19 protein-coding genes are annotated in these 19307 nt (G+C 67.0%); 10 read left to right on the forward strand and 9 right to left on the reverse strand.

The window, feature by feature from the left end; translation table 11 throughout:
• Nucleotides 1-8: 8 nt before the first annotated feature.
• From K3U94_RS19275 to K3U94_RS19300, 6 genes are all read right to left on the reverse strand, one after another.
• A complete protein-coding gene (locus tag K3U94_RS19275; RefSeq protein ID WP_220694718.1) occupies nucleotides 9-1079 on the reverse strand; it encodes an acyl-CoA dehydrogenase family protein in 1071 nt (356 codons plus the stop codon).
• A gap of 1 nt (nucleotide 1080) precedes the next feature.
• Nucleotides 1081-1923: an amidohydrolase family protein gene (locus K3U94_RS19280; RefSeq protein ID WP_220694719.1), complete on the reverse strand. Its 843-nt coding sequence runs from the start codon at nucleotides 1921-1923 to the stop codon at nucleotides 1081-1083.
• Nucleotides 1920-3542: an acyl-CoA synthetase gene (locus K3U94_RS19285; RefSeq protein WP_220694720.1), complete on the reverse strand. Its 1623-nt coding sequence runs from the start codon at nucleotides 3540-3542 to the stop codon at nucleotides 1920-1922. The genes K3U94_RS19280 and K3U94_RS19285 overlap by 4 nt, the downstream gene beginning before the upstream one ends.
• 2 nt (nucleotides 3543-3544) lie before the next feature.
• Complete coding sequence (locus tag K3U94_RS19290; RefSeq protein WP_220694721.1) at nucleotides 3545-4795, reverse strand: amidohydrolase family protein; 1251 nt, start codon at nucleotides 4793-4795, stop codon at nucleotides 3545-3547.
• Between the two features lie 14 nt (nucleotides 4796-4809).
• Nucleotides 4810-5649, reverse strand: coding sequence for an enoyl-CoA hydratase (locus tag K3U94_RS19295; protein ID WP_220694722.1), 840 nt, complete (start codon nucleotides 5647-5649; stop codon nucleotides 4810-4812).
• 311 nt (nucleotides 5650-5960) lie between these two features.
• Nucleotides 5961-6722, reverse strand: a complete 762-nt coding sequence (locus K3U94_RS19300) for a crotonase/enoyl-CoA hydratase family protein (RefSeq protein ID WP_220694723.1) — start codon at nucleotides 6720-6722, stop codon at nucleotides 5961-5963.
• 166 nt (nucleotides 6723-6888) lie between these two features.
• Between K3U94_RS19300 and K3U94_RS19305 the strand changes: the two genes are divergently transcribed.
• The 3 genes from K3U94_RS19305 to K3U94_RS19315 are packed head-to-tail and all read left to right on the forward strand — an operon-like array spanning nucleotide 6889 to nucleotide 8309.
• The gene (locus K3U94_RS19305; protein ID WP_220694724.1) at nucleotides 6889-7638 is read left to right on the forward strand and encodes a TetR/AcrR family transcriptional regulator; all 750 of its coding nucleotides are present in this window, start codon (nucleotides 6889-6891) and stop codon (nucleotides 7636-7638) included.
• A gap of 51 nt (nucleotides 7639-7689) precedes the next feature.
• Nucleotides 7690-7923, forward strand: coding sequence for a type II toxin-antitoxin system Phd/YefM family antitoxin (locus tag K3U94_RS19310; protein WP_220694725.1), 234 nt, complete (start codon nucleotides 7690-7692; stop codon nucleotides 7921-7923).
• Nucleotides 7920-8309 carry a type II toxin-antitoxin system VapC family toxin gene (locus tag K3U94_RS19315; RefSeq protein WP_220694726.1) on the forward strand — a complete coding sequence of 130 codons (390 nt, stop codon included), beginning with the start codon at nucleotides 7920-7922 and terminating at the stop codon, nucleotides 8307-8309. Before K3U94_RS19310 ends, K3U94_RS19315 begins: the two co-directional genes overlap by 4 nt.
• Before the next feature lie 161 nt (nucleotides 8310-8470).
• On the opposite strand, the gene K3U94_RS19320 is transcribed toward K3U94_RS19315, so the two are convergent.
• The 3 genes from K3U94_RS19320 to K3U94_RS19330 form a co-directional block, all read right to left on the reverse strand.
• Nucleotides 8471-9646 (reverse strand): thiolase family protein, encoded by a 1176-nt coding sequence (locus tag K3U94_RS19320; RefSeq protein WP_220694727.1) that lies wholly within the window; start codon nucleotides 9644-9646, stop codon nucleotides 8471-8473.
• Nucleotides 9647-9712: 66 nt separating this feature from the next.
• The gene (locus K3U94_RS19325) at nucleotides 9713-10600 is read right to left on the reverse strand and encodes an enoyl-CoA hydratase/isomerase family protein (RefSeq protein ID WP_047318305.1); all 888 of its coding nucleotides are present in this window, start codon (nucleotides 10598-10600) and stop codon (nucleotides 9713-9715) included.
• A complete protein-coding gene (locus tag K3U94_RS19330) occupies nucleotides 10597-11289 on the reverse strand; it encodes a hotdog family protein (protein ID WP_220694728.1) in 693 nt (230 codons plus the stop codon). The genes K3U94_RS19325 and K3U94_RS19330 overlap by 4 nt, the downstream gene beginning before the upstream one ends.
• Nucleotides 11290-11417: 128 nt before the next feature.
• Between K3U94_RS19330 and K3U94_RS19335 the strand changes: the two genes are divergently transcribed.
• The 7 genes from K3U94_RS19335 to K3U94_RS19365 are packed head-to-tail and all read left to right on the forward strand — an operon-like array spanning nucleotide 11418 to nucleotide 19158.
• Nucleotides 11418-12197: an enoyl-CoA hydratase/isomerase family protein gene (locus K3U94_RS19335; protein WP_412178183.1), complete on the forward strand. Its 780-nt coding sequence runs from the start codon at nucleotides 11418-11420 to the stop codon at nucleotides 12195-12197.
• Between the two features lie 17 nt (nucleotides 12198-12214).
• Nucleotides 12215-13021, forward strand: a complete 807-nt coding sequence (locus K3U94_RS19340; protein ID WP_047318303.1) for an enoyl-CoA hydratase/isomerase family protein — start codon at nucleotides 12215-12217, stop codon at nucleotides 13019-13021.
• The gene (locus K3U94_RS19345; protein WP_220694729.1) at nucleotides 13018-13806 is read left to right on the forward strand and encodes an enoyl-CoA hydratase/isomerase family protein; all 789 of its coding nucleotides are present in this window, start codon (nucleotides 13018-13020) and stop codon (nucleotides 13804-13806) included. The genes K3U94_RS19340 and K3U94_RS19345 overlap by 4 nt, the downstream gene beginning before the upstream one ends.
• A complete protein-coding gene (locus K3U94_RS19350) occupies nucleotides 13806-15272 on the forward strand; it encodes a class I adenylate-forming enzyme family protein (RefSeq protein WP_220694730.1) in 1467 nt (488 codons plus the stop codon). The genes K3U94_RS19345 and K3U94_RS19350 overlap by 1 nt, the downstream gene beginning before the upstream one ends.
• The gene (locus tag K3U94_RS19355; protein WP_220694731.1) at nucleotides 15262-16779 is read left to right on the forward strand and encodes a class I adenylate-forming enzyme family protein; all 1518 of its coding nucleotides are present in this window, start codon (nucleotides 15262-15264) and stop codon (nucleotides 16777-16779) included. The genes K3U94_RS19350 and K3U94_RS19355 overlap by 11 nt, the downstream gene beginning before the upstream one ends.
• On the forward strand, nucleotides 16772-18340 hold the full coding sequence (locus tag K3U94_RS19360; RefSeq protein ID WP_220694732.1) for a class I adenylate-forming enzyme family protein: 1569 nt from the start codon (nucleotides 16772-16774) through the stop codon (nucleotides 18338-18340). Before K3U94_RS19355 ends, K3U94_RS19360 begins: the two co-directional genes overlap by 8 nt.
• Nucleotides 18337-19158, forward strand: coding sequence for a mycofactocin-coupled SDR family oxidoreductase (locus K3U94_RS19365; RefSeq protein WP_220694733.1), 822 nt, complete (start codon nucleotides 18337-18339; stop codon nucleotides 19156-19158). The genes K3U94_RS19360 and K3U94_RS19365 overlap by 4 nt, the downstream gene beginning before the upstream one ends.
• Nucleotides 19159-19307 lie beyond the last annotated feature (149 nt).

The raw sequence follows: 19307 nt of genomic DNA on the forward strand, positions 1-19307 counted from the left end.
TCGGTGTCCTATTCGGCTGCGCGGGAGTCGGTTTCACGGGCAGCGACGATGTCGCCGATGCGGCAGGCGGTGGCTCCAGGGTCGCCTCCGGCCAGCGGCCAGCCTCGGGCCCGGACCAGGTAGGCGGTGGCGGCGGCTTCGGCTGAAACGCCGAGACCGCCCTGGATGTGCACCGCCATGGTGGCGGCCTTGGCGGCTTCCTCGGCCATGAAGACGAACGCCGAGGCCGCCAGTTCCGGACGCTCGTCGGGCTCGTTGTCCAGGAACCACCCGGCGCGGTAGGCCAGGTTGCGGCCGGAGGCGACTGTGATGGCCATGTTCGCCAGCGGGTGTGAGATGGCCTGCAGGGTGCCGATCGGCACACCCAAGGTGTAGCGGGTCTTGGCGAACTCCGCGGCGATGGTCATGGTCTGCTCCACCATCCCGACCAGAGCGGACGCGGTGAGTAGTCGCCATTCATCCAGTGCCCGCTGGTATTCCGCCAGCGCCCCGGGTCCGCTGGCCAATACCGTCGCCGAGTCGGCGGCGGCCGGGTCGACCCAGGCCATCGGCAACCGGCCGATGTTGTCGACCCGGACCGGGCGGGTGTCGAAAGAGAGTCGCACCACCGAATCGCCGTCACGGACGATGATCGTGTCGGCGATTGAACCGGTCGGCAGCAGTCGGGGTCCGGCCACAGCCTCCTGGTGCGGGTCGAACGCAATCAGTCGAGTCCCGCTCACGATGTCGGAAGTGTCGTCCGCTTCCGGCGACAACCCACCGAGGCGGCCCAAGAGGCGGGCGGCGCAGACCTGGTCGATCCAGGGCACCGGTGCCAGGCAGCGGCCGACCTCCTCGGCCACCAGCGCAAGGTCGACCAGGGTGGCGCCGTCGCCGCCGACCGACTCCGGCAACGCCATGGTGGTGGCGCCCATCGCGCACAGCCGCTCCCACAGGTTCTTGTCGAAACCGGATTCCTCTGCGGCGCGTACCGTTTCGATCGGACAGTGGGTGGTGAAGAACTGCTTGTAGGCAGCCTGCAGCGCGACGTGGTCCTCGGTCAGGCTGTAGTCCAGCCTGCGCAGTTCGAAACGATCCATCTCAGCTCTCCTGTTCGGGTACGGCGCCGCGTTCGGCGAAGAAGAAGTCGGCAGCATTGCGGTAGAGGTACTTGTCGAGCACGTCGGGTGGCAGGTCCAGGGCGCGCGCCTCGGGCACCACCCGTTCCATCCGCAGCACCGGCCAGTCCGAGGCGAAGATGACCTTGTCGGCGCCGCGGGTGCGCATGAAGTGCAGCAGGGCTTCCGGCAGACGTTTCGGCGACCAGGCCGAGGTCATCAACCGAAGGTTGCGGTACTTGATAAGCATGCGGATCGCGACGTCCCACCACGGGTCGGCGCCGTGGATCATGCACAGCCGCAGTTCGGGAAAGCGCACACACACCCGGTCGAGATGGATCGGGTGTTGCACCTCGCCCGGAATAGGGGGCCCCGGAATACCGGTGTTGACGCACAGCGGCAGACCCAGTTCGGCGCACTTGGCGTAAAGCGGGTAGTAGACGGCGTCACTCGGCGGATACTGGCCGTCTCCCCAGAAGCTGGGCCCCACCACGGCGTAGACCACCGGCAGGTCGTTGACGACGGCGCTCAGCTCCCGCAATGTGGGCACTGGGCGCAGCAGGTTCATGCCGCCGATGGCCAGCACGAACCGGTCCGGCCTGGCTTCGACGAATTTTCGCGCGGTCACCGACGGTTTGACCAGGTTGTCCATCAAGACGGCCTTGGTTACACCGTTGGCGTCCATCTCGTCGAGCAGCGCCGACATGTCAGCCGGGGAGAACATCGACTTGGAGCCCTTGAAGTAGTCGTCGCGCGTCGCAGTCATCCAGGACGGCTGCTCGCGCTCGCCGAAGTGCACGTTGACCAGGCAATCGATGGCTTTCATGATCCGGCAGACACCTCTTCGCTCACTTGACGTTTCGCCCAGCGGTAGTCGGCCTTGCCGTTTCCCAGCCGACGCACCTGCGCCACCATGATGAACTCCTTCGGCACTTTGAACCCCGCCAATACCGACCGGCACTGGGCGTCCAGCAGGTCGTCGGTGACCGTTGAACCCGGTTGCGATGCCACCAGAGCGACGAGCTCTTCGCCCCACCGATCACTGGGCCGCCCCACCACCAGCGCATCCGCCACCCCGGGGTGGGCACGCAGCACTTCCTCGACCTCCTCGACGAACACTTTCTCCCCGCCGGTGTTGACCACCAATGCATCACGTCCGAACAGTCGCAGGGTTCCGTCTTCCTCGATGCAGGCCCGGTCGCCGGAGATCACCACACGCTTGCCGTCGACCTCGGGAAAGGTGCGCACCGTGGCGTCGGCGTCGTCGAAGTATCCGAGCGGGATCCGGCCGGTCCGCACCACCCAACCGACTTCCGCGTCACCGGGTTCCAGGAACCGGGTCCGGTCCTGCGACACCACCGACCCCCCGTCCCGCAGATCGAAGGTGTCACGCCGCGCGTCGCGTTGGCTGCGCCCGAAGCCCAAGTTGCCGGTCTCCGAGGATCCGTACCCGTTGATCAGGGTGATCTGCGGAAGCAATTCCAGCAGCGCCGCCTGATACTTCGGATTGGTTGCGGCGCCACCGGTTCCGATCGAGTGCAACGACGACAAGTCATAGCTTGCCCTGCCGAGTTCGTCGACCAGCGGCGCAGCGTAGGCATCGCCCACCATGGTCATCAACCCCACCTTCTCGCGCGCGGCGGTTTCCAGCACCGAACGGGGGTCGAATCTGGTGCGGGTGTCGTTGAGGATCACCGTCTGGCCGCTCAGGATCGCCGAGAACGCGGTCCACAGTCCGGCGGCGTGCATCAGCGGTGACAGCGCGAACCAGGGCGGACCGGCATGCTGCACCTTCTGGTGGATCTCCGTCACCGAAGCGTGGTCGTCACCGACCATCGACGACACGTAGATGTCGCTTTGACGCCACAACACGCCCTTCGGGCGCCCGGTGGTTCCCCCGGTGCAGATCATCAGCAGATCGTCCGGGGACGGCGCCACCAGCTGATCGGTATCGCCCTGCGCCAGTGCGTCGTCCAGCGATACCGCATCCAGTCCGCCGCCGTTGGCAGCGCCGTCGTCGATCCGGATCAGCAGCTCGGCACCCGATGCCCGCAGGGTGTCAGCGAATTTCGCCTCCAGCGACCCGTGGTAGATGACGGCTCGGGGCCGCAGATAGTCCAGGAGCTCGGCGGCTTCGGCCGGGGTGTAGTAGTGGTTGACGTTGACCGGGACGGTGCGCGCCTTGAGACAGCCGATCACCATGTCGGGGTACAGGTCGTTGTGCATGAGCAGCGCGACCCGGTCCTGGCCGCATTCCCAGTTGCGCAACTCCGAACGCTCACGCTGAGCGCCGAGTCCGCGGCCGGCCAGGTAGTTGGCCAGCCTGCGGGTGCGCTCCGCGGATTGCGCGAACGTGCTGCGCCGGTCCCCGCAGATCGTCATGGCCCGGTCGGGCACAGCCTCGGCGATCGCGTCGAGGACCGCGCCGAGGGTCCATTCGCCCACCGTCAGACCGAAGCTGCCAGGTGGGCGACGCCCGGTGCGGTACGGTTCGGATCACCCAGCAGAGTCAGTGCGTTGTCCCGCATCACCATTCGGGTATCTTCCACGCTGAACTCGGGGAACTGCGGGATGTCGGCGGTGAAGGTGGTCGGGTCGGCCAGGCCCTCACCGTGCGGCCAGTCCGAACCGAACAGGATCTTGTCGACGCCGATGGTGTCGGCCAGCAACTTCACGTCGTCCTCGTAGTAGGGGGCAATCCAGACGTTGTTGCGCAGCTGCTCGATCGGATCTTCCTTGTAGTGGTACGGCGCGTTGTTGGCCGACTTCTTCAACCGCTTGATCAGCCGGTAGACGAAGTACGAGCCGTTCTCGATGCTGACCACCTTGAGCTTGGGGTGACGGGTGAACACCTGGTGCACGATCATCGAGGCGATAGTGTCGTGGATCGCGCGATCGTCCATGATCACCATGTCCAGCGGGTCGCGCTTACCGAATCCCTTGAACACACCGCTGCCGCCCCACAACGCCGGGATCGCCATGTAGCCGGAGTCGGACAGGTGGAAGACGACTGCGACGCCAGCCTCAGCAAGGCGCGCCCACACCGGGTCGTGCACCGGGTCGCCGAGGGACCGGGCCCGGACCTCGCCGGGCACCGGGGCCGGGCGCACACACACCAGCTTGGCGCCGCGACCGATCACGAATTCGACTTCCTCGACGGCCTTTTCGGGGTCGGCCAGCGAGATGATCGGTGCGGATATCACGCGGCCGTCGGGACGGTCGAAGCCCCAGTCCTCGTCGAGCCACAGGTTGAACGCGTGCACCGACGCAATGGTGGCGGGGATGTCGTGCTTGAGTCCCTCCTCCACACCGCAGGCGAAGGTCGGCAGCATGAACACCGTCTCCAGCCGCTGCCGGTCGAGCACCTGCACGCGGGCGTCGCGGTTCTGGTACTCGGGATGCTCGGAGAGCCGGTCGACCTTCATCAACGACGCCGGATCCACGCCTTCGGGGATCTCGCCGCGGAACAGCAGATCCAGGCAGCCGGGTTCGATGATCGGGTCGAAGCTCGGGTTCGGGATGAAGTGGTTGACGACCCCGCCGAACACCGCCAGAGTGCGATTGCCATCCTGCACCATCTGGACACCGCGGCTGCGGAATTCCTTGGGCAGGTGCCGAGTGAAGGCGTCCAGCGGCTCGTAGTAATGGTTGTCGACGTCGACGGCCAAGTACGGGAGCCGTTCAGGTGCGGCAGTCATGTGCTCAACCTTTCTCAAGTGAGGGGCGGGAAGTTCGGCGGGCGCTTCTCGAAGAAACTGGTGATTCCCTCGATGAGGTCCGGCCGCGCCAGCGATTCGTACATCAGGGTTTCGGCGCGCGCACTCACCGCGGCGACGTCGTCGAGCGCGTCGCGATAGACCTGTCCTTTGATCACCGCCATCGAAGCCGGCGAACAGTTGGCGGCGAGGTCGGCCGCGTAGTCCATCGCACGTTCCAACAGCAGCTCGGGCGCCACGACGTGGTTGACCAGACCGAGCTCGCGCGCTTCCTCGGCGAGGAAGGTGCGCCCGGACAGCAGCAGGTCCATCGCCGCGCCCCATCCGACCAGTCGCGGGAGTATCCAGGTGATCCCGTGTTCGGCGATCAGTCCGCGCCGGGTGAACGCGGTGGCGAATTTCGCTCCGGCGGCGGCGAACCGGACGTCGCACATCAGGGCGTGGGTGAGGCCGATCCCCACGCAGGAACCGTTGACGGCCGCGATGACGGGCTTGCGCAGTTCGGTCAGAAAATGCGGGTGACGGTCCCCGACCAACTGGGATACGTCAGTGCCGGATGCGTCTGTGCCGGGGCCTGTTTGAGCACCGCCGCCCAAATCGGCGCCGGCGCAGAAGCCCCGGCCGCTGCCGGTCACCACGATCGCTCGCACCACGGGATCCGCCTCGGCGTGATCGATCGAGGCGTAGAAGCCGGCCGCGATGTCAGGCCCCCAGGCGTTGAGCCGCTGCGGGCGGTTGAAGGTGATCACCCCGACCCCGTCGCGTACGTCGTAGAGCACCCCGGGCTCGTCCGAGGGGCCCGTCTCAACGAGCGTGCCGTCGTCGGCAGCGGTCATCGATCCCGCACCTCCTCGCTTCGGATGCCTCGACCGACCGTCAGAAGTCCGACTGGAATTATTCTTACTGTATACCTTTCAGTAGACCATTCTGCAACCCGCGCCGATCCAGTCAAAGACAGTCATGTCAGCAGTTCAGGAGCGAATTACCGGTTTGCCGACCAGGGAAAACCCGAGCCGCCGAGGGATCCAGCCGACCAGCACCTCGGAGGCGAAACCGCCGGGTGAGGGCACGTTGACCGGGTCTCGTCGGGCACCGGCAGCAGCGCCGGCGACGGCGCGCGCTTCGCGCCCACGGTCGGGGCCAGGATTCAGGCGCCGGTCCAGTTCGGTGCGCGCTTCTCAGCGAACGCGATGGCGCCTTCCTTGGCGTCCTGTGAGGCGAATACCGGCGCGATCAGTTCATTTTGCTTGCGCCACATCTCGTCTGGGCTCCAGCTTGCCGCCTTCACCATGATCTCCTTGGTCACCGCGACAGCCAACGGACCGTTCGCGGTGATCCGCTCGGCCAAGGAGATGGCCCCGTCCAACGCTTCGCCCGGTTCGGTAAGCACGTTGACGAATCCCCACTGGGCACCCTGATCGGCGGTAAAACTCTCGCCGGTCAGAGCCAACTCGAGCGCCTTCTGATAGGGAATGCGGTGCGGCAACCGCAACAGACCACCGCCGGCCGCCACCAGGCCCCGCTTGACTTCCGGGATACCGAATTTCGCGTCCTTGGCGGCTACCACGAGGTCGGTGGCCAGCACCAGCTCGGTGCCACCGGCCACCGCGTGACCCTCGACCGCGGAGATGAGCGGCTTGCGCGGCGGGCGCTCGGTGAAGCCGAGCCCGCGCCCCGGGACATACGCCAATTCCCCGGCCGCGAACGCCTTGAGGTCCATCCCCGCGCAGAAATTGCCGCCGGCTCCCGTGAGCACCCCGACCGACAGTTCGGGGGTGTCGTCGAGTTCGTCGCAGGCGGCAGCCAGTCCCTCGGCAACCGCCTTATTGGCTGCGTTGCGGGCCTCCGGCCGGTTGATCGTGATGACGAGAATTCGACCGCGACGCTCGCGGAGTACCGCATCTGACACGACTCACCCTTCAGGCGTTGTGACAACGTTTACCAAAGTACTTACCATATGCTTTACAGTAAGAGAAGCTCAATTCCCCGTGGCGGCGACGGGCACAGGTAGGTTTAACGGCTAGGTTTAACGGCGACGAATCCGGCCGTGTCGACCAGAACTGGAGGTACCCGCAGTGGCAAAGCAGCCAGTCGCCGAGAAGCGGCAACGGCGCGAACGCGGATCGATCAACCCTGACGACATCATCGACGGCGCGTTCGAGCTCGCCGAACAGATCGGGGTCGACAACCTGAGCATGCCGTTGCTGGGTAAACATCTCGGCGTCGGCGTGACGAGCATCTACTGGTACTTCCGCAAGAAGGACGACCTGCTCAACGCGATGACAACCCGGGCCCTGCGCCAGTACACGTTCGCCACCCCGTACGTGGAGGCCAAGGACTGGCGCCAGACGTTGAGCAACCACGCGCACAGCATGCGGTCGACGTTTCTGGGCAACCCGATCTTGTGCGATCTCATCCTGATTCGGGCCGCACTGAGCTCGCGGGCCGCACAGCTCGGTGTCCGGGAGGTGGAGCGCGCGATCGCCAGCCTGGTGGAGGCCGGCCTATCGCCGCAGGACGCCTTCGACACCTATTCGGCGGTCTCGGTGCACATCCGCGGGTCGGTGGTGCTGCAGCGCCTCTACGAGAAGAACCGGGCGTCGGACGCCGAGGGGCCGTCCGATTTCGAGGAGGCGCTGGTCATCGACCCGGCTGTGACGCCACTGCTTGCAGAGACCACTCGGCAGGGCCATCGGGTCGGCGCGGCCGACGATGCCAACTTCGAGTACGGCCTCAACTGCATCCTTGATCACGCCGAACGGCTCATCGCGAAGAACACCAAGCCGGCGCGGCGTCGCGCGGGCAATTCGGCCGGGGCTCGCTAATCGCGCTAGTGCCGCTAGCGTGACCCGCGTAGCGCGGCTACCATACTTTCCGTGGAGACGATCAGCAGCACGGACGCCAAAAATCAGCTCAACCGGCTCTTGAATGACGTCAAGGCCGGTGCGTCGTTCACCATCACCAACCATGGCCAGCCCGTCGCGCAGCTCATACCAATCACGGCCGTCCCGCGCAGGTTCGGCCAGCTGCCGCGCCTCGTCGTGCCCGACAACTTCGACGACGCGCTGCCGGCAGCAGAACTCGCGGCCTGGGAAGACGTCGAGGCGTGAATATCCTGCTCGATACCCACACGCTGCTTTGGCTGGTGAGCAAGCCGTCGCACCTGGAGGCCGAAGCGCTCGCGATCCTGTCCGACCCGGGAACCTCCATCTGGGTCACCGCTGCCTCGGCATGGGAAATCGCGACCAAGACGCGGCTGGGCAGCCTCGACGGTGCGGCTCTGCTGTCGACCTGGACGGACGTCGTCGCCGACATGAGCAGCACCGAGCTGGCGATCGACTCCGCTGACGCGATCCTTGCCGGCCGGCTTCCGTGGGAACACCGTGACCCGTTCGACCGCATCATTGTCGCGCAGGCATTACGCCGCAATCTGACTATCGCCACCCGTGACGCCAAGATCGTCGGTGCAGCTATCACTCCAACCCTCGCAGCATGAACCAGGCCCGCCAGAGCCGGGCGGCTCGCTTAGTCAGGCATAGGTCGGCTTAGGGAATAGGGCAGTTGGCCGGCTTTGAGCGACAACTGCGACCGCGTGGACAGGCCCGCTGCAATTTGTCGCGCAAAGGCGGGCGACTATCCCTATGGGGTCCGGCCGGGCTAGACCTCGATCACCACCGCGCCGCCCTGACCGCCACCGGCGCACATGGCGGCCACACCGATGCCGCCACCGCGCCGCTTCAGTTCGTAGAGCAGGGTGGTCACCATCCGGGCACCGGATGCGGCAATCGGGTGACCGAGGCTGCAGCCGCTGCCGGAGAAGTTCACCAGCTCTTCGTCGATGCCGTATTCCTTGCACGCCGCGATCGGCACCGAGGCGAAGGCCTCGTTGATCTCCCACAGCGCGACGTCGCCGACGGACAGTCCGGCCCGCTGCAGTACCTTGCCGATCACCTTGACGCCGCCGAGCCCGGTGTCGCGGGGCGCAACACCGACCGAGCCCCAGGCTTTGACGGTTCCCATCACGGTCAGGCCCTTATCGCGGGCGTAGTCGGAGTCGACGAGCGCGACCGCGGCCGCGGCGTCGTTGGTGCCGCTGCTGTTGCCGGCGGTGATCGAGAACCCCTCGATCTCGGGGTGCAGCACCTTCAGGCCCGCCAGCTTCTCGGCGGTGGTGTCACGGCGCGGGAACTCATCGACCTTGAACTCGGTCACCGAACCGTCGGGCAGTTCGACCTTCAGCGGGATGATCTCGTCGACGAACTTGCCGGCGTCGATCGCGGCGATCGCCCGCTGGTGCGAGCGCGCGGCCCAGGCGTCCATCTCCTCGCGGCTGATGCCGGCGGCCTGCGCGGTGTTCCACCCCACCGTGATCGACATGTCGCGGGTGGGTGCATCCGGGGTCTCCGGGTGCGTCGGCGGCATCCAGCGCTCCTCGAACTTCAGCTCGGGGCCGGGGATGCGCCAGTTCGTCAGCGGCGTCATCGACAGCGACTGCACGCCACCGGCGATCAGCACCCGCTCCATCCCGGAACCGATCTGCGCGGAGGCGTTGCCGATCGCGGTCAGACTGCCGGCACAGTGCCGGTTGACCGACTGGCCGGGTACCGACTCCATGCCGCAGGCGGCTGCCGCATAGCGGGCGAGATCGCCGCCGCCGTAGTGGGATTCGGCGAAGATGATGTCGTCGATCTCGGTCGGCTCGACGCCGGACCGCCGCACCACCTCGGGCAGCACCGTGGTGATCAGGGTCTCCGGGGGCGTGTTGACCAGTGTCCCCTTGAACGAACGTCCGATGGCCGTGCGAACGGCACCGACAATGACAGGTGTAGGCATTTTTCCGACCTTACATTATTCGACTGATTTGTAAAGCTAACGATGTTCCTGCTGGACCCACCCGCCTTACGGCTCCGGTACGTGAAAGTGCTCGTCACGCAGCCGGAACGCCTCCTTTGTTCCGTGCTGGGCCCGGGTCTTGACGAAGTTGAACTCCCCCGGCGCGAACTGCAAGTTGGTGCCGTAGGCGTGAAACAGATAGCTGGCCACCTCTTCGCCCTGATACGCCTGGCTCTGCTCGACGAGCCGGAATGCCTCCTTGGCGATGACCACTCCGTCGGCGGGCATCTTCGCGGCCTTGCACGCCCAGTACCGTGCCCGTGCCGTCACCGCCGCCGGGTCGCACGTCTCGGTGAACACACCCAGATGCTCGACCGCGGCGGCCTCGATGATGTCGCCGGTCAACAGCAGCCGCCGCGCCAACACCGGACCGAGGCGGTGGAAGAACATGTGCAGGCTGCCCAGCGCCGGGCCCAGAAACCGCGTCGCGGGCATACCGATCTTGGTGTCCCGCGCGATCACCGAGAGGTCGGTCATCAGCGCCATCTCGAAGCCGCCGCCGAGCGCGTACCCGCTGATCTCACCGACCGTGACCTTCGGGAAGCCCATCAGATTGTGGTAGAAGCCAAATGATTTGCGGTCCACGGTAAGCCGGCGCCGTTGGCTGGGCCTGCCCTTGGCCGCCGGCTGCGGAGCCTCCCCGCGCTCGCCGTACCAGCCGTAGGCGTTGTTCATGTCGGCCCCGGTGCTGAACACTCCCTCGGCGCCACGCAGCAGCACCACGACCAGATCGTCGTCCTCGGCGACCCGGTCCAGGCAGCGGGCGACCGCGTCGCGCATGGCGGCATCGTAGGAGTTACGCCGGCCGGGATTGTTCAGCGTGATGGTGGCGATGCGCCCGTCGGGATCGACATCGAATAGCACACGGTCGTCGGTGGTCTCGGCAGCGCTCATCGGTGGGACTCCTCATCCTGTCGGCGGCCGAATCGAATGGCACTCAATTTGTTCGGCGGCGCCGCCGCCGTGGTGACCTCGCCGGTGCACAGCAGTTCGCCGTGATGGAGAAGTCGCGCGGTGGAGGCGATGCCCCGCTCCACCTCGGCTCGCACGATGTCGAAGTCCAGCTCGGTGAGAATCGGCGTCGGACGCCGGTAGGTGACCAGCAGTGAGCGGGTTCGCCCGGCCGAGCCGGCCGCACAGCTCTGATGCTGAGTCACACAGTCGAAGAACACCCCGAGAAAGCCGCCGTGTACCAGCCCCGGCGGACCTTCGTAGGGCAGCGGGAAAGTGACTGTGCCCGCGGCCGTCTCACCATCGAGGTGGTCGAACCGGTACTCCGGGAAGCAGGGGTTGAACGACCCGACGTCGAAGGCGTGCGCCAGGTAGACCCGACCGCCCTGGCCGTCGGCATCCTCCAGGCGGGGCATCGCCTCGACGGGGGCGACGGCGGCCAGTTGCCGCTCCCAGTCGCTGAACCGCGTCAGCATGTCGTCCACCGCCGGATGCGGATGCTCCAACGCGAGCAGCAGCCCGGTCAGGCGCCGCATGGCGCCGGCCACCGCGACGGTCTGCGCCAGCGGCAGCTCGCCGAAACGGGCGGCGTCGCCGGTAGAAATCACTGAGTTCCCCGAACCGTCCGCCATAGGCCTTTCTCCGCCGAACCGCGTTAATCGTATAGCCTACTGTAGCTATCACGATATAGCGTTGAAAGGTGGACACCACCGTGGCCGACTCCCCCGATTCCGGGTCCGGCTCCGCGCCCGACGGTGCGGTGACGGCGCTGCGTGACGGCGCGCTGCTCCGGCTGACCTTGGCGCGCCCGGATCGCCGGAATTGCCTGAGCTCGTCGATGACCGCTGCACTGGTCACGGCCCTCACCGAAGCGGCGAGCGACGACACGTTGCGCGCCATCCATATCCGGGGCGCCGGTGATGACTTCTGCGCGGGCGCCGACTGGGTGGCCACCAATGCCGGCGACCAACGACCCCGTACCGGCGATCTGGTGCGCCGCATCCCGCACGCCGCGCACCGGGTGATCGAACTGATCCACACCATCCAGCTGCCGGTGGTGTGCAGCGTGCGCGGTTGGGCGGTGGGCCTGGGCTGCAACCTGGCGCTGGCCGCCGACTTCACCGTGGCCGCCACCGACGCGGTGTTCTGGGAACCGTTTGTGGCACGCGGCTTCAGCCCCGACTCGGGATCGACCTGGCTGCTGCCGCGTCTGGTGGGGCTGGCGCGGGCCAGACGCATGTTGCTGCTCGGCGAGCAGGTCAGTGGCGCATCCGCGCAGGACTGGGGGCTGATCCACCAGGCGGTCGCGCCGGCCGACGTGGACTCCGCCACCGAAGAACTGTTGGCCGCCTTGGCGCAGGGACCTACGGTAGCGATCGGTCTGACCAAGCAAGCGCTGCATTACGGACAGCAGGCAACGCTGCAACAATCCCTGACCCAGGAGCTGTTCAATCTCGAGCTCAGCTGCCGTACAGGAGATTTCAAAGAGGGATTGGCCGCGTTTGCGCAGCGGCGCCCGCCTGGCTTCACCGGCCGCTGACAGGAAAGGGATCGGTCATGCCGACGTTCGACACCATCGACTACGACGTGCGCGGGCACACCGCCACGATCACACTGAACCGTCCTGAGGCGCTCAACGCGCTGAGCCCGCACATGGTCACCGAACTGCGCGCCGCCTATGCCGAGGCCGAGAGCGACGAGGCGGTGTGGGTGGTCATCGTCACCGGCAACGGGCGGGCGTTCTGCACCGGCGCCGACGTCAAGGAGATCCCCGGCGACGGCAAGGTGATCAATGAACGGCCGTATCTGTCCACCTACGAGCAGTGGGAGGCTCCGCAGGAGGGCACTCCCCCGTTCCGGACGATGGCCAAACCCGTGCTGGCGGCCATCAACGGGATCTGTTGCGGAGCAGGACTGGACTGGGTGACCACCTGCGACATCGTGATCGCCTCGGACCGCGCGACGTTCTTCGACCCGCACGTCTCGATCGGCCTGGTCGCCGGGCGCGAAGTGGTCCGGTTGGCCCGGGTGCTGCCCCGCTCGATCGCGCTGCGGATGGCCATGATGGGCAAGCACGAGCGGATGGACGCTCAACGAGCCTACGACCTCGGCATGATCAGCGAGGTGGTGGAACACGACCGGCTGCTCGAGCGCGCTCACGAGATCGCCGACGTCTTGAACTCCAACGCGCCGCTGGCAGTGCGCGGTACCCGGCTTGCGATCCTCAAGGGCTTGGACCTGCCGCTGCACGAGGCGGAGATGCTCGCCGAGTCGTTCCGGGAACGCAACCTGCACACCGAGGATTCGCTGGAGGGGCCGCGGGCCTTCGTCGAGAAGCGGGCACCGGAATGGCAGTGCCGATGAGCACCGACTTCACCACCATCCTGCTCGACTTCGATCGCGCCGCGCGCGTCGCGACCATCACGTTGAACCGGCCGGACCGGCTCAACGCGTTCGACCGCACCATGTGCGAGGAGATGGCCGCGGCGTGGCGGATCGTCAAACTCGACAGTCAGGTCAACGCCGTCGTGCTGCGTGCCGCCGGTGACCGGGCGTTCAGCGCCGGGCTGGACATCAAATCCTCCTACGGACAACCCGACAACGTCTGGCATCACGAAGATCCCGGCGAGTTGCTCAGTCCCAAGTGGCAGAAGATGTTCAAACCCGTCATCTGTGCCGTGCAGGGCATGTGCACCGCCGGAGCGTTCTACTTCCTCAACGAAGCCGACGTGGTGATCTGCTCGCAGGACGCCACGTTCTTCGACTCCCACGTCTCTGCCGGACTGGTCTGCGCACTCGAGCCGATCGGGCTGATGCGCCGAATCGGGTTGGGGGAGACCCTGCGGATCGCGCTGATGGGCAACGATGAGCGGGTCAGTGCCGACACCGCGTTGCGCATCGGCTTGGTATCGGAAATCGTTGTGCGCGAACAGCTCTGGACGCGATCCCAGGAGATTGCCGCCACGATTGCGGCCAAGCCGCCGTCGGCCACGCAGGGCACGGTGAAGGCGATCTGGGAGTCGCTGGACAAACCGTACCGTGCCGCCCTGGATCAGGGCCTGATCTACACCAGGCTGGGCAACCCACTGGGCAAGGCCGAACTCGACGCACTGCCGCCGCGCCCCGCCACACCGCCGCGGATCCGCTGATGCCGCATCCGCTGAGCCGGCGCATTGCCGAGGTGCTCGATCTGGCGCCTGAGGCACCGGCACTGCAATACGACGGCCGGTGGTATTCCTGGTCGCAGCTCGCGACCCTGGCGCGGCGCATCGCGGAGCTGACACCGGCCGGTGGACGAGTCGGGATCCTGCTGCGCAACCGCCCCCCGCAGGTGGCCGCGTTGCTCGGCGTGCTGCTGGCCGGGGGCTGCGTGGTGGTGATCAATCCGTCCCGCGGCGACGACCGCACCCGCAGCGAAATCGCGGCGCTGGAACTGCCGGTGATCATCGGGGATCCCGATGATCTGGCCGCCCTGGTGACCGCGACACGGCGCACCGCCGTGGTGACGATCTGCGATCTCGCCACCGCCCCGCAGATCGACGTGGCGAGCGAGCCCAACCCGGATTCCGGGCGCCCCGGCGTGGCGGTGTGGATACTGACCAGCGGAACCACCGGGCCGCCCAAGCGCGTCGACCTGCGTTACGACATGTTGGCGCACAGCGTGATCGGTCCCGACCCCGAGCATGCCCCGGCACCGCAGCTGCGACGCGGCATCGCGATCGTCAACTCGCCGCTGGTGCACATCGGTGGCGTGTACCGGGTGTTGCAGTGCATCGCCGAGGCACGATCCTTTGTGCTGCTGGAGCGATTCGAGCTGCAGCGCTGGGCCGAGGCGGTACGCACCTGCCGGCCGCGCGCGGTCTCGTTGGTGCCGGCCGCGTTGCGCACGGTGCTGCATTCGGACCTCAGCCGCGAGGACCTGGCCGGGATCCGTGCGGTTACCTCGGGAACCGCTCCGCTGTCCGCCGACGACGCCGACGCGTTCACCGCCAAGTTCGGCATCCCGGTGCTCACCTCTTACGCGGCAACCGAATTCGGCGGCGGCGTAGCCGGCTGGACGCTGGCCGACTATCAGCAGTACTGGCAGGACAAACGCGGCAGCGTCGGGCGCGCCAGCCTCGGCGCGCAACTGCGCGTGGTCGACGACGACGGCGCCCCACTCGGCCCCGATCAGCCCGGGCTGCTGGAGGTCAAACCGGGCCAGCTGGGCCCCGACGCGGAGTGGATGCGGACCACCGATCTGGCGCGCATCGACGCCGACGGCTTCCTATGGATCCTGGGCCGGGCGGATCAAGCCATCATCCGCGGCGGATTCAAGGTGTTGCCCGATGACGTGCGGGTCGCTCTGGAGGCGCATCCGGCGGTCAAAGGCGCCGCCGTCGTGGGCCGCGCCGACGAGCGTCTCGGGCAGACTCCGGTGGCGGCGGTCGAGCTGCGGTCTGGAGCCTTCGCCGACGCCGGGACGCTGACCGAGTTTCTGCGCGGCCGACTGGCCCGCTATGAGATTCCCACCGAGATCGCGATCGTCGACGTCATCCCGCGTACGCCTTCGGGCAAGGCCGACCTGGGCGCGGTTCGGGAGCTGATCGGTATGTCGAGCAAGAATGCTGACTGAGACCCTCCCACAGATCCTGCGCGTCCAAGCGCGGACTCGCGGCGACCACCCACTGCTGATCTGCGACACCGAGCGGATCAGTTACGCCGACGCCGACCAGCGTTCCGCCGCGTTGGCCCGCCGGCTCGTCGCACTGGGCGCCGGCAAGGGCAGCCACATCGGACTGTTGTATCCCAACGGCCCAGCGTTCGTGGTCGGCATGCTCGCCGCGGGCCGCATCGGCGCGGTGGTGGTCCCATTCCCGACCCCGTCCACGGCACCCGAGCTGCGTGACCAACTGGTGCACAGCGACGTGCGGATCCTGCTGACGGCCGAATCGTACCGATCACACGACTATCGGGCTCGGCTGGCCGAGATTCTCGTCGACGTCGATATCGACAGCGCCGCACCGCTGTTCAGCGTGTACGCGCCGCAACTGCGCCATGTGCTGTTCGACGCCGAGAACTCCGGAGCGCCGGGCGACCAGGCCACCCTGGAGGCCATTGAGAACGACGTCGACGGCGGTGACTCGCTGGCGATCATCTACACCTCCGGGTCGAGCGGCACGCCCAAAGGCGCGGTGCACAGTCACGCGAGCCTGATCGGCCACCAACGCAATCTCAACGCGATCCGGCGACTCACCGCCGAGGACACCCTGTTCTGCAACTCGCCGTTCTTTTGGATCGGCGGGTTCGCGTTCGCGCTGCTGGCCACGGTGCTGGCCGGATCGACGCTGCTGTGTTCCAACGCCACCGACCCCGCCATCACGCTGGACCTGCTGGAGGCCGAGAAGCCCACGCTGACCAATGGTTTCGTCAACGGTATCGCCGCCCTGAGTCAGCATCCCAGCCTCGGCGACCGAGACCTGACCAGCCTCCGGCGCGGCAACCTGTACCCGATCATGGCGCCAGAAGCGCGCCCGGCCGACCCTGGGCTGCGGCACAGCATGCTCGGGATGACCGAGACCGGGGGCCCGATATTGCTCAGTGACGACGACACCGACCAGCCCGAACACCGTCGCGGTAGCTACGGCAAACCCGCTCCGGGGTTCGAGTGCCGCATCGAGGACGGGGAACTGTGGGTGCGCGGCCCCTACCTGATGCGGCGCTACCACAAGCGCAGCCGCGAAGAGTGTTTCGACGCCGAGGGCTGGTTCCACACCGGCGATCTGGTCCGCACCGACGCCGACGGCTTCTACTACTTCTTGGGCCGACGAGACAGGGTGATCAAGACCGCCGGAGCCAATGTGTCTCCGGCCGAGGTGGAGCGAGCCATCGCCAACGTCACCGGCGGATCCGTCGCGCACGTGTTCGGCGTCCCCGATCCCGTCCGTGGACAGCTGGTGGCCGCGGTCATCGTGACCGGCGATGGCGCGATCGACGAGGGACAGCTAAGGGCTCGACTTGCCACCGAGCTGTCCGCCTACAAGATCCCGCGCCGGATCACCAGCGTCCCCGCGGCCCGGATCCCGTTGCTGTCCAGCGGGAAAGTCGATCTGCGACGGCTGGCGGAGGCGCTCGATGCCTGAGACTCTGACCGTCGACGCCCTGGTCCGCGCCCATGCCGCTCTCCATCGGGGCAAACCGGCGGTGATCGACCCGATCAACCGACTCAGCTATGCCGAGCTCGACTCGACGTCGCGTGAGCTGGCCGCGGTCTTCGTTCAGGCTGGTATCGGCAAGGGCACCCGGGCGGGGTTGATCATGCCCAACGGCGTTGACTGGGTCCGCATCGCGATCGCCCTCACCCGGATCGGAGCGGTGCTGGTGCCCCTGAGCACTCTGCTGACCCCGCCGGAACTGCGCGCGCAGCTTCGCGTCGCTGCGGTGCAGTTTCTGATCAGCGTCGAGGAGTTCCGTGGCCGCCGCTATCTCGACGACCTACGCGCGGACTCGTCGCTGACAGCGGATCTTCCTGCGCTGCAGCATGTCTGGTCCACTCAAAGCTTGGCGTCGGCCGCCGCCGGCGACGGCCCCGCCAGAATCGTTGAGGCGCTGTCCGCGACCGTGACCCCCGCCGACCCGATGCTGATCATGTTCACCTCCGGCAGCAGCGGCCCGCCCAAGGGTGTGCTGCATTCGCACGGCAGCGCCTTGGGCGCGGTCCGGTCCGGACTGGCCGCCCGCTGCATCGACGCCGACACCCGGCTGTATCTGCCGATGCCGTTCTTCTGGGTCGGCGGCTTCGGTGGCGGGGTGCTGTCGGCGCTGCTGGCCGGGGCCACCCTGGTCACCGAGGAGCTTCCCAAGCCGGAGACCACCTTGCAGTTGCTGGAGTCCGAGCGGGTCACGTTGTTCCGCGGCTGGCCGGACCAGGCCGCGGCACTGGCCCGCCACGCTGGTACCGCCGGCCTGTCGGCGTTGCGGCCGGGCAGTCTGGAGGCGCTGCTGCCGCCGGAGTTGCGCCCCGAGCCCGGGGCGAGGGCCAACCTGTTCGGGATGACCGAGGCGTTCGGGCCGTACTGCGGCTACGCCGCCGACACCGACCTACCGCGTTCGGCGTGGGGCAGCTGCGGTAAGCCGTTCGCGGGCATGGACGTTCGGATCGTCGACACCGACACCGGCGTGCCGGTGCCCGCCGGCACGGTCGGGATGATCCAGCTGCGCGGGCCGCACACGCTGCGCGGCATCTGCCGTCGCACCCGGGAGGACGTCTTCACGGTCGACGGCTTCTACCCCACTGGCGACCTGGGCCGGCTCGATCACGACGGGTTCCTGTTCTACCACGGCAGATCCGACGACATGTTCAAGGTCAGCGGCGCCACGGTCTATCCGAGCGAAGTCGAGACGGCCCTGCGCGGCATCGCCGGTGTCCAGGCCGCGGTCGTCACCAACGTGCCCGACGGAGACCGGAGCCGGGTGGGAGCGGTGGTGGCCGGCGATGGGCTGACCATCGATGACTTGCGCGACCGGTGTCGAGATCTGTTGAGCTCGTTCAAGGTGCCGACCGTGTGGCTGATAGTCGCCGGGCCCGATGCCATCCCGCATGGGCCGACCGGCAAAGTCGACAAACGGCGGGTACGGGACATGTTGAGCACTGGGTGCCACGTCGACCTAGGCGTGAACCAACAACGGAGGGAACGGATATGACAGGACGACTGACCGGCAAGGTGGCATTCATCACCGGCGCGGCACGGGGACAGGGACGCGCCCACGCGGTACGGATGGCCGGCGAGGGAGCCGACATCATCGCGGTCGACGTGGCCGGGAAACTGCCCGACTGCGTGCCGTACAACCCGGCAAGCCCGGAAGATCTGGCCGAAACCGTCCGGCTGGTGGAGGCCACCGGGCAGCGCATGGTGTCCTCGATCGTCGACACCCGTGACTACGACGGCTTGTGTGAGGCGGTCACCGACGGCGTGAGCACACTGGGGAGGCTGGACATCATCGTCGCCAACGCCGGTGTTGCTGCCCCCCAAGCGTGGGATGCCATCTCGCCGGAGAACTTTCGCGATGTCATGGACATCAATGTGACTGGCACCTGGAACACTGTGATGGCCGGCGCACCGCACATCATCGCCGGGCAGCGCGGCGGCTCGATCATCTTGATCAGTTCGGCCGCCGGCATCAAGATGCAGCCGTTCATGGTCCACTACACGGCCAGCAAACACGCCGTCACCGGAATGGCCCGCGCGTTCGCCGCTGAGTTGGGCAAGCACGCAATTCGGGTCAACAGCGTGCACCCCGGTCCGGTCAACACCGACATGGGCACCGGCGACATGATGAGTGCGCTGAACCAGGCCATGGAGACCAACCCGCAGTTGTCTCAGATGCTCACGCCTTTCCTGCCCACGTGGGTGGCCGAACCGGAGGACATCGCCGGCACGGTGTGCTGGCTGGCCAGCGCCGACTCGCACCTTGTCACCGCCGCCGCGATTCCGGTGGATCAGGGCTGCACCCAGTACTGAACGGGGTGCCTGTTCGTCACGGGAACTGTCGTCGTCAAGGTCGGCGGATCGTATTCCACTGATCCACCCCTAGATCCGATTACGCACGACTATGGTGACCGGCTGACACCGTTAGCAGCGCCCCGATGACAACAGGAGGACGGCAATGA

Source organism: Mycolicibacter heraklionensis, from assembly GCF_019645815.1.
GTDB classification, from domain to species: domain Bacteria; phylum Actinomycetota; class Actinomycetes; order Mycobacteriales; family Mycobacteriaceae; genus Mycobacterium; species Mycobacterium heraklionense.

What these genes read in the sequence shown, in the direction of transcription:
- K3U94_RS19275 (WP_220694718.1), bottom strand. Translation starts at nt 1,079, where the DNA reads ATGGATCGTTTCGAACTGCGCAGGCTGGACTACAGCCTGACCGAGGAC.
- K3U94_RS19280 (WP_220694719.1), bottom strand. Translation starts at nt 1,923, where the DNA reads ATGAAAGCCATCGATTGCCTGGTCAACGTGCACTTCGGCGAGCGCGAG.
- K3U94_RS19290 (WP_220694721.1), bottom strand. Translation starts at nt 4,795, where the DNA reads ATGACTGCCGCACCTGAACGGCTCCCGTACTTGGCCGTCGACGTCGAC.
- K3U94_RS19295 (WP_220694722.1), bottom strand. Translation starts at nt 5,649, where the DNA reads ATGACCGCTGCCGACGACGGCACGCTCGTTGAGACGGGCCCCTCGGAC.
- K3U94_RS19320 (WP_220694727.1), bottom strand. Translation starts at nt 9,646, where the DNA reads ATGCCTACACCTGTCATTGTCGGTGCCGTTCGCACGGCCATCGGACGT.
- K3U94_RS19325 (WP_047318305.1), bottom strand. Translation starts at nt 10,600, where the DNA reads ATGAGCGCTGCCGAGACCACCGACGACCGTGTGCTATTCGATGTCGAT.
- K3U94_RS19330 (WP_220694728.1), bottom strand. Translation starts at nt 11,289, where the DNA reads ATGGCGGACGGTTCGGGGAACTCAGTGATTTCTACCGGCGACGCCGCC.
- K3U94_RS19340 (WP_047318303.1), top strand. Translation starts at nt 12,215, where the DNA reads ATGCCGACGTTCGACACCATCGACTACGACGTGCGCGGGCACACCGCC.
- K3U94_RS19345 (WP_220694729.1), top strand. Translation starts at nt 13,018, where the DNA reads ATGAGCACCGACTTCACCACCATCCTGCTCGACTTCGATCGCGCCGCG.
- K3U94_RS19350 (WP_220694730.1), top strand. Translation starts at nt 13,806, where the DNA reads ATGCCGCATCCGCTGAGCCGGCGCATTGCCGAGGTGCTCGATCTGGCG.
- K3U94_RS19355 (WP_220694731.1), top strand. Translation starts at nt 15,262, where the DNA reads ATGCTGACTGAGACCCTCCCACAGATCCTGCGCGTCCAAGCGCGGACT.
- K3U94_RS19360 (WP_220694732.1), top strand. Translation starts at nt 16,772, where the DNA reads ATGCCTGAGACTCTGACCGTCGACGCCCTGGTCCGCGCCCATGCCGCT.
- K3U94_RS19365 (WP_220694733.1), top strand. Translation starts at nt 18,337, where the DNA reads ATGACAGGACGACTGACCGGCAAGGTGGCATTCATCACCGGCGCGGCA.